Raw genomic sequence first — 8149 nt, 5'->3', positions numbered from 1 at the left:
AGTATAGTGCGCTGCCAAGCGCACTAAAAGGCCCTCTAAAAGAGGGCTCTGTTACACTAAAGTTGTTAAAGCATACCACCATGATTTAATCAGGTTCAATCCTTCACAGGTAATGTAATTGTTACCTCAGTTCCCTCTCCTTCAATCGAGCCAATATCAATCGTCCCACCCATGTCTTCTATGAGCTGGCGACTAATCGCAAGTCCAAGCCCAGTACCCGTTTCCTTTGTGGTGAAAAAAGGATTCCATATCTTACTCAACATATCAGAAGACATTCCTTGGCCATTATCCTGTATAACGAGATGGATAACCTTTTGCTCCTCCTTATATATTGCCTCTACATGCACCTTACCATGGCCACCTGTTGAAACGGCATCCATCGCATTACGAATAATGTTAAGACAGATTTGCTCCAGATCACTCGGTGAACCATAGAGCTCAATTTCACTTTCCGGGAGTTGATAGGTAAAGAACACGCTTTTCTCGAGAGCATAGAATTGAGCAAGAACATTCAATCTTTCCATTACAGATTGAAGAGTAAACACCTCGGCAGGTGCTTGTTTAGATTTATTGCGGGCTAGTGAAAGAAAATTAGAGACCACAGATTCAAGTGAATTCATTTGTTCTTCACAAACTTCCAAATAAAATTTTAGATCCTCTTTACCGAGTGTCTCTTTATTCATTTGTTCCATGATCAGATGGATAAAGCCCTTAATTGACGTTAAAGGATTACGAATTTCATGCGCCATACCCGCGGCCATTTGACCAATTAAGGAAATCTTCTGATGATGAAGATCAAACACCTGCTTGTCCTTTAATTGAAGATAGCCCTGGAGAAAGCTATGATCAGATGTAGAGAACGTCAGATATAAACGTTCAATGATATCCGGTTTATTGATGGATGATCCGAGTTCTGTTTCTAACAATTGGGCCACCGTCCGCATAAGATGCATATATAAATTTTGATTCAGTTGTAGTACATCATTCGCTGTTAGTTCAGGAATCTTCAGGAGAAACGTACTTCCTAGTTCTCTATTATCCTCCTGAAGTTTACGAAGATAAACTTGATACTCCTCGTCGCTCATGAAAATCGACTCCATCATGCCCCTTATTCCTTCCGTAAGAACAGGCTTCATTAAGAGTAAATGTTGATCGAAGAAGTTCTGAAATCTTTCGCTGCGGCAACACATATCACGTATATTGGATTGTAGGATTATAGGTGCTTGTCCAAGCAAACTCGCTTTTAATTGGTTGTTTGTCATTATAACTTTCCCTTGGAAAAAGTAGTCAATTATCAATATTATATCTTAAATCTCTTAAGATACATAGAATGGGAACTGCAAATAAAACTCATCAATTGCAAATTTAATAATTAAAGCTGCAAATATCATATTTAGACAATGGATGTTATTTAAAGTTCATATCAGCACAAAAACCTACCTGAAAGAATAGAATATCAAAAATCTAGGCAGGAGGTCATCATTGTGGAAAAAACGTCATTAACCATTGAATTGGATGTTGAATTATTAAAAAGAGTAGAAGAGATAGCTGAAGAAGCTGGAGTTTCAACTGCAGAATGGTGTGCTTATGCTATTACTCAACAATTCACAATGCAGGAATCGATGGAGGATTTATTAGTTCAAGTGGAGAATCTGGGATTGAATGTCGAAAAGTTGGATTTCGAGACCATCACTCAGCAGCTTTTTTCATCGGTTATTGATCTAGATCCTTTGGTGGAGGTTATTAACGAGAATGACGATGCACCTAAAATAATCCTCCCCAACTCTGCAACAAAGAAAGATACAAATAAGGACTAGTCATGTAAAAAGCATCAGGAGCAGGCATGAAGCCTGCTCCTTCTTTATGAAGAGAAAGAGCACTTTCAAGTACCATTCGTTGTTTCGCTTTGCATGATGATCGTGATGATCTCGTCACCAAATGTTGTCTGTAGTAAATCGCGACACCATTCCCAAGCGGGACGGTATCCATCAATAGAAAATAACTCAGGTGAAATCTGCTCAGCCTCTCTTATCTCCCTATTTACACAGAGGTGATCTTTGTATTCATATCCCCATCGAGAAAATGCTGTCGTTTCAGGGGTAATCGCGGTGACAAACAAAGTTGAATCCATTTGAATAATATCTAAAGGAAACAAAGAACAGCTCATTGGTTTTAAGTCTAATGGAGAACGCTGATGATCAAGTGCGTATCGGTGGATGCTGCAGTAGGATTCATCGTCATCTTTAACAAAAAAGAAACAATTTCCCTCACACAGTTTGATAGTCGGATGCTGCGGACCCACGGCGAACTTCTCCATATAACCAGATTGATCAGCCTCCCACTGTCGCTTCTCGTCAAGATAGGTCTTGATGATCGAAGGGGCAGCTTTCCTTAGCTTTTCCTCACTTTCCGGGTCTGTAGAATAAGGCTGTCCCCCCTCGCAGCACGTCATCACGTGCACCCGATGGCAATTTTTGCAATCAAGGTTTACATTAGTAAAAATAGCTGGATCAATAATAAAACGACCAGAACTAATAAAGGAATGCTTTTTGTAATATTTCTTGAGATGAAAAGCTTCCTTCTTAGATAATTGGTCCTGTGTTCCGTAATAGAAGAGAGACACTTACATCGCCCCGGCTTGGTCTATTTTTGGCATTACTTTATCCTTCATTCCCGTTGCAAATGTTTCAAAACCTAACCTCTTATAATAAGGCACCAATGCCTCCGTACACAATAATTGAATATGAAGACTGTCTTTTCTACATTTCTCCACTAACCTGTTAAACAGCTCCTTTCCTATTCCTCTGCCCTGATGCTCCGGATGTACAACTAGGCCACAGATCAAGGCTTGGATCGTCCCATCGGATATCACGCGCCCTGTTCCAATTAATTTATTCCTACTGTCATAAGCACTCATCACACACCAGCTTTGAACCATAGCTTGATGTAATTTTTCGGGTGGTGATTTTAGGTAATTGTTCCATCTTACCGCATCATATAGTTCAAATAAATCCTGGGGACTTGGAACATCTCGCGTATAACGAATGTCCATTCCAAGCTGCCCTCTCCATTCCTCTTCAAGAATACTCATCTCCACGAGATTCCAATACTCATTTTCAAATTTGCGAATATCCCTTAAAACTCCGTCCTGTTTAAACCCTACATTTCTGTAACAAGCCAAGGCTGTGGTATTAAAATCAAATACACCTAGGCTAACACGATGCAGTTTAAGTTCATCAATAGCGATTTTCAATACTTCCTTAACCATCTTTTCTCCCAGCTTCTGCCCGCGAAAATTCGGATCCCCAATCAACACTCTTCCAATCCTTGCCGAGCCATTTTGTACATCAATAGCTCCTAAGGAAATATGACCCACTACCGTTCCGGTCTCTCGATGTACGGCCTTATAGATCAGGCGATCGGAACCCTGTACATTTGCACCTTCAATGTAACGTTCTAGCTGTTCAACATCCAAAGGATATTGAAAACTTGGACCTGCCCATTGAAGCAAGAATCGGGAGGAGCCTGCCCATTGTATTAATTGTTCAAAATCCGCACTTTTAAAATATTGTAGTTCAACTTCCATTCTTGTTTTCTCCTTCTATCTAGCTTTTATGTAATAAAGAATAGATTACATTTACTCAAAAATAAATCTTTTTTTCGACACTACCATGACAAAAAACCATTTTCTATGCTACCATCTAAAAATCATCCACATCGAGTAATTAAGGGGAAGGGAGAAATACCTTTATGTATATAACCAATATCCAACCTCGTCTATCAGAAACGAACGGTACAGGTCATATCAGTAATACTGTTGTCCCTGTCTGGCTTGAAGCAGGTATTACTGAAATCAATACGTTATTTATACCTGACGTAGACTTTGCAAAGTGGAATCTCATTTTAGCTCACTCTTCGATCGATTATGTAGGACAACTTTACTATGGAAAACCAGCAGAGGTACAGACAACGATCCAAAAGATTGGCAATTCGAGCTTCACGATTTATCAGGAAATCTACCAGGACCATCAATTATGTGTAAAAGCTATTACAGTATATGTCCACTTTAATTATGAAACCCAAAAGCCTGAAGCCATTCCGGATTCTATACGGAGTGAACTTGAGAAACATAAGGACGAATAATTTTTCTAATAGAAGAACTCTCTACCAACCCAGGAAGAGAGTTCTTATTTATACTATGCAAGATATTTATCCAAAGCTTGCTGTAAGGTACCTTTCGTAATTGCTTTATTCTCGAAAGTTAAGCCATTGCTAATCATCATTTTTACAATTTCAGCGCGTAAGCCTGTTATAACCGTTTCGCAACCCATCATGCTAATACCATTAAGGACACTCATCACGCGCTGAAGAACAGCGGATTCCATACCCGCTACACCAGAAAAGTCAATAATCAGAGTTTCTATATTAAATAAACTAACGTGAGATATCACTTTATCTTCAATGGTAGCCATACGAATTTTATCGACGGTTCCGATTAAAGGCAATATACACATCTACTGCGTGAGGGGAATAATGGGTACAGACAGATCTTCAACGATACTCCTTTGCTCTTGTATTAGATGATCCTTGTATTCAGAATAGCTCATAAAGAAATAATTTAGAAAACGATCCATCAGTTCATTGACACTTTTTTCAAGGTTATAAATGTCTTCTTTACTATAGGAATCCTTTGATAGACGATCATAGTTAAAGAGAAAATCCCAAATTACTCTTCTTATCGCTTGTATCCATTCTAGCTTAAATGCGAGGGTTAACGAAAATTTGGCCCATGCCACTCCTTCATGTCTAGCAAAAGTAATTAATTCATGTTCCCTACCCTCTACAATATAGAGCACTAGCTTATGAGCATTATTAAGAAGGTCAATATTACCTATTTTTAATATTTCATCAATTTTATTTTTTACATTGACGGCCTCTGTGAGCAAACGCTTCTCGAAAAGATTTTGATTACTCAAAAAGAACGATTTCATATCTTGACCTTCTTTAAAATTCGGTTTCAGCGTAATCACTCCGCGACTTTGCTTAATCGTTTCTTTTGGTAATTTAATAATAAACTTTGAACCTTTACCTTCTACGCTCCGCACCTCAATCTTTCCATTGTGATCATAAATGACAGAAAAAACTTGCGTTAATCCCATTCCTGTGCCGTCTGACTTTGTTGTATAGAAAGGGGTTCCAAGCATTCGAATCTTTTTTTCGGGGATACCTATTCCCGTATCTTCAATAGAAATAAATATGTAATTACTTTCTTCATAATGTTCTACTGTGATAGTTCCCTCACCCGGGATGGCTTCAAACGCATTTTTCAATAAATTAAAAAGGGCTTTTTTAAGTTGATTTTTCTTTCCATAAACAGTTGAATCCGTGTGAGTGAGGTGTCTTTTTATCTGAACTCGATAGACTTGATCTTGAAAAAGGGGGAATAGTGCCTCTAATTCAACACTTGTGTTTAAGGATTGATAGGGCTCATCCTGTAAATCTGGTTTTGATACATCTAATAAATTCTCCAATGTTGAGATGGCATCCTCCAACTCGGTTTGGGCAATATCTATATATGCATCGTCATGCTTTTCTTTTAATAATTGTAAAAAACCCTTGACTGCCGTTAATGGATTCTTCACTTCATGAGCAATCCCAGCAGCAATTTGTCCTACTGAGGCTAGTTGATTCAGATGGACCTCATCTTTTGAGATCTTATCTCCATCATTTTGAGACAATGTGACTTCTCCTCTCAACACATTTTTAATATTTATCTACCTTTATTCTATTCTATTAAATGGTAGACAAACCCTTTTATTACTAACTTTCTTTTATTATGCAGTAAGGCGGAAATGAATCCCAAGGTTTGATAATGAATTACAAACATTTTCTGGGCCTGACGAATACATTAGGAAGCGAGGTGACCCTACATGAACAGACCTATAGTACTTGGCCTACAAGGTGAAAACTATATTACCTTAACATTTAACTTAGTGGATATACCCCTGCAGTATTTTGAGCTATATCTTGATCGTACCTATATCGGCTCTTACCTCCCTGTCCCCGTGTTACAGATCCCTACAACGTGGTTTAATAGCGGACATAAAAGTCTAAATATCGTTAGTATTTTTCTAGATGGAGGTAGAGTTCGGACCAGTTTATTCTATAATCATCATATTCAAACTGAAAGAGATCCGCGTGATTTCCAGCCTGGTGATATTCTTGTTGCCAGTGATAATACCAACGGGCTTCAACCCGGGTATATGGGACATTCGGCTCTAATCATTGATAAGAATACCATCGCAGAAGCCGTCATGACAGATCCCCAGGTTAGATTCTATCCTCTCGAGCATTTTTTATCAGAACACCCTAGACATGTACAATATAGACCTAAAGATCCCAATTTAGGCCATAAAGCAAGGAATTACGCTTATCAATATGTCCTGCAATATCAAAAAAACAAAAATAGTGGAAAGGAATACCCTGAGTTTTCATTTCTTCCCGACGTACCTCTTAATGATCAATGGGGTTCCATCTATTGCTCCAAGCTAATCTGGCTGAGTTATTACTATGGTGCGGGTCTTACATTAGAAAATGATTTCATTGTTTTTGCCCCTTTAAATCTTTCGTCATCTCTGGAAAACGACAACCGTTTCCAGCTTGTTTATAAACATCCAGATTTTCATTTCTTTATTGAGTTCCATTAAAAAATAGGACTTGAAGTCGAATAATGGGTGTTTGTCTATAACGCCCGTAGACTTTTTGAATAGGTTATAGAGAACCTATATTACTGGAGGCGATAATGAAATGAACCGCGCTGATCAATTCGATATGCTTAAACATCATATGGCTAAGATGAATTATTACAAGCAGAAAGTGGCTCAAGCAACGGACCAACCAACATTTCAAAAATACATGAGCAAGATGAACGAACACGCTATGAAAGCCTATCAGATGTATCAAGCTGTTGGAATGCCTTTCCTTCAGTTTAACCCTCAGTTACAGACGCATTTGCAAATCAATCCGCATCTCGAAGTGAACCCGCAGACTCAAGCATATTTTAACTTTGATCCTGACTTAAATATTAATATCGGCAATCGTTAATAAACTAAAGGGTAGCCTCTAACACTAGAGACTACCCTTTAATTTCACATATCCTTCATTCAGAGGTATACACTAAGGGATATTAATCTTAAACAATGGGAGCGGCATATGAGACTTGGGTATTCGTCCATCAATTTAAGTTTAGAAGGAAATTATCGTACTTGTCGAAAGGCAACATGGGAAAACCAAGGCTATTCCATTATTAAAGAATTGACCATTCACAATTTCGCTCGGCTCTTACATATTTTGCAGTGGAATATAATGCACCGCATTTTCTTTCATCGAATGAGTACGAATATTGTTCCGCTCGCAAGCTTTCCAGGGATGGACTATCGCTGGTGGGAAGATCCCGATGTTACAAAATGGACAGAGCAAATTCGACAACTCCAACAGACCTACGACCTGCGACTTTCCATGCATCCCGCTCAATACACTGTTTTATCTGCGGAGAATCCGGCTATAGTCGATAAATCTATCGAGGACTTAATTTATCATAATCGAGTGTTAGATTTAGTGGGTGGCACTGATCTCATTATTCACGGCGGTGGAGCTTATGGCAACATCGAGTCAGCTAAAAACAGATGGATTGCCAATTATCTCCGGCTAGAGAAAGGAATACGGGATAAGCTTCGTTTAGAAAACGATCACAACACTTATCATTTAAGAGACGTATTGGACATTTCCCAAACCCTCAAAGCGGAACACGGGGAGAAACTTGCTGTCTGCTTCGATATTCATCACCATAACTGTCATCATAATGATGAACCCCTGCCACCCATGCTAGATGAAGTATTTCATTCATGGAATGGGTTAGGAAAGCCGAAAATGCACATCAGCAGCGGTCGCACACATCCTTTGGATCCGAACCATCATGAATACATTTTCAAAGATGATTATGATCGTCTTATGGTTCTTCTTAACGGACGGGATATTGATTTAATGATTGAGGCCAAGCTGAAAGATAAAGCATTGTTAAGATTGTACGAAGACATTGGAGTGATAGACCCATTACCGGTATAATACTTTGAATAAGAAAAAGGAAGCT

General features: G+C 38.7%; 10 protein-coding genes. 5 read left to right on the top strand and 5 right to left on the bottom strand.

Translation table 11 applies throughout. From position 1 onward, the window contains the following. Positions 1-95: 95 nt before the first annotated feature. On the bottom strand, positions 96-1262 hold the full coding sequence (locus tag EIZ39_RS14205) for a sensor histidine kinase (protein WP_129200634.1): 1167 nt from the start codon (positions 1260-1262) through the stop codon (positions 96-98). A gap of 222 nt (positions 1263-1484) precedes the next feature. Between EIZ39_RS14205 and EIZ39_RS14200 the strand changes: the two genes are divergently transcribed. Beyond that, entirely contained in the window at positions 1485-1817 is a 333-nt protein-coding gene (locus EIZ39_RS14200; protein ID WP_129200633.1) for a hypothetical protein, read from the top strand. A gap of 65 nt (positions 1818-1882) precedes the next feature. Here EIZ39_RS14200 and EIZ39_RS14195 read toward each other — a convergent pair whose 3' ends face one another. Continuing rightward, positions 1883-2623, bottom strand: coding sequence for a DUF3109 family protein (locus tag EIZ39_RS14195; RefSeq protein WP_129200632.1), 741 nt, complete (start codon positions 2621-2623; stop codon positions 1883-1885). Continuing rightward, on the bottom strand, positions 2624-3586 hold the full coding sequence (locus EIZ39_RS27745) for a GNAT family N-acetyltransferase (protein WP_164985096.1): 963 nt from the start codon (positions 3584-3586) through the stop codon (positions 2624-2626). Between the two features lie 164 nt (positions 3587-3750). On the opposite strand from EIZ39_RS27745, the gene EIZ39_RS14185 reads away from it, so the two are divergent. Further along, entirely contained in the window at positions 3751-4143 is a 393-nt protein-coding gene (locus EIZ39_RS14185; protein ID WP_129200631.1) for an acyl-CoA thioesterase, read from the top strand. A 53-nt stretch (positions 4144-4196) separates the two neighbouring features. Here EIZ39_RS14185 and EIZ39_RS27740 read toward each other — a convergent pair whose 3' ends face one another. Then, positions 4197-4505, bottom strand: coding sequence for an STAS domain-containing protein (locus EIZ39_RS27740; protein WP_368666319.1), 309 nt, complete (start codon positions 4503-4505; stop codon positions 4197-4199). Positions 4506-4514: 9 nt separating this feature from the next. Beyond that, positions 4515-5738, bottom strand: a complete 1224-nt coding sequence (locus EIZ39_RS27735) for an ATP-binding protein (RefSeq protein WP_368666318.1) — start codon at positions 5736-5738, stop codon at positions 4515-4517. Positions 5739-5930: 192 nt separating this feature from the next. Here EIZ39_RS27735 and EIZ39_RS14170 point away from each other — a divergent pair, with 192 nt between their 5' ends. From EIZ39_RS14170 to uvsE, 3 genes are all read left to right on the top strand, one after another. Continuing rightward, positions 5931-6707 (top strand): YiiX/YebB-like N1pC/P60 family cysteine hydrolase, encoded by a 777-nt coding sequence (locus EIZ39_RS14170; protein ID WP_129200630.1) that lies wholly within the window; start codon positions 5931-5933, stop codon positions 6705-6707. 100 nt (positions 6708-6807) lie between these two features. Next, entirely contained in the window at positions 6808-7104 is a 297-nt protein-coding gene (locus EIZ39_RS14165) for a hypothetical protein (protein ID WP_129200629.1), read from the top strand. 108 nt (positions 7105-7212) lie between these two features. Continuing rightward, positions 7213-8124, top strand: coding sequence for a UV DNA damage repair endonuclease UvsE (gene uvsE, locus EIZ39_RS14160; RefSeq protein WP_129200628.1), 912 nt, complete (start codon positions 7213-7215; stop codon positions 8122-8124). The last annotated feature ends 25 nt before the right edge of the window (positions 8125-8149 follow it).

This window comes from Ammoniphilus sp. CFH 90114 (assembly GCF_004123195.1).
Lineage (GTDB): Bacteria > Bacillota > Bacilli > Aneurinibacillales > RAOX-1 > YIM-78166.
The sequence above is the reverse complement of the archived record's forward strand: the minus strand, read 5'-3'. Positions and strand labels throughout refer to the sequence as shown.

Coding starts and splice junctions, on each gene's coding strand:
- EIZ39_RS14165 (WP_129200629.1), top strand. CDS start 6,808: ATGAACCGCGCTGATCAATTCGATATGCTTAAACATCATATGGCTAAG.
- EIZ39_RS14185 (WP_129200631.1), top strand. CDS start 3,751: ATGTATATAACCAATATCCAACCTCGTCTATCAGAAACGAACGGTACA.
- uvsE (WP_129200628.1), top strand. CDS start 7,213: ATGAGACTTGGGTATTCGTCCATCAATTTAAGTTTAGAAGGAAATTAT.
- EIZ39_RS27745 (WP_164985096.1), bottom strand. CDS start 3,586: ATGGAAGTTGAACTACAATATTTTAAAAGTGCGGATTTTGAACAATTA.
- EIZ39_RS14205 (WP_129200634.1), bottom strand. CDS start 1,262: ATGACAAACAACCAATTAAAAGCGAGTTTGCTTGGACAAGCACCTATA.
- EIZ39_RS14170 (WP_129200630.1), top strand. CDS start 5,931: ATGAACAGACCTATAGTACTTGGCCTACAAGGTGAAAACTATATTACC.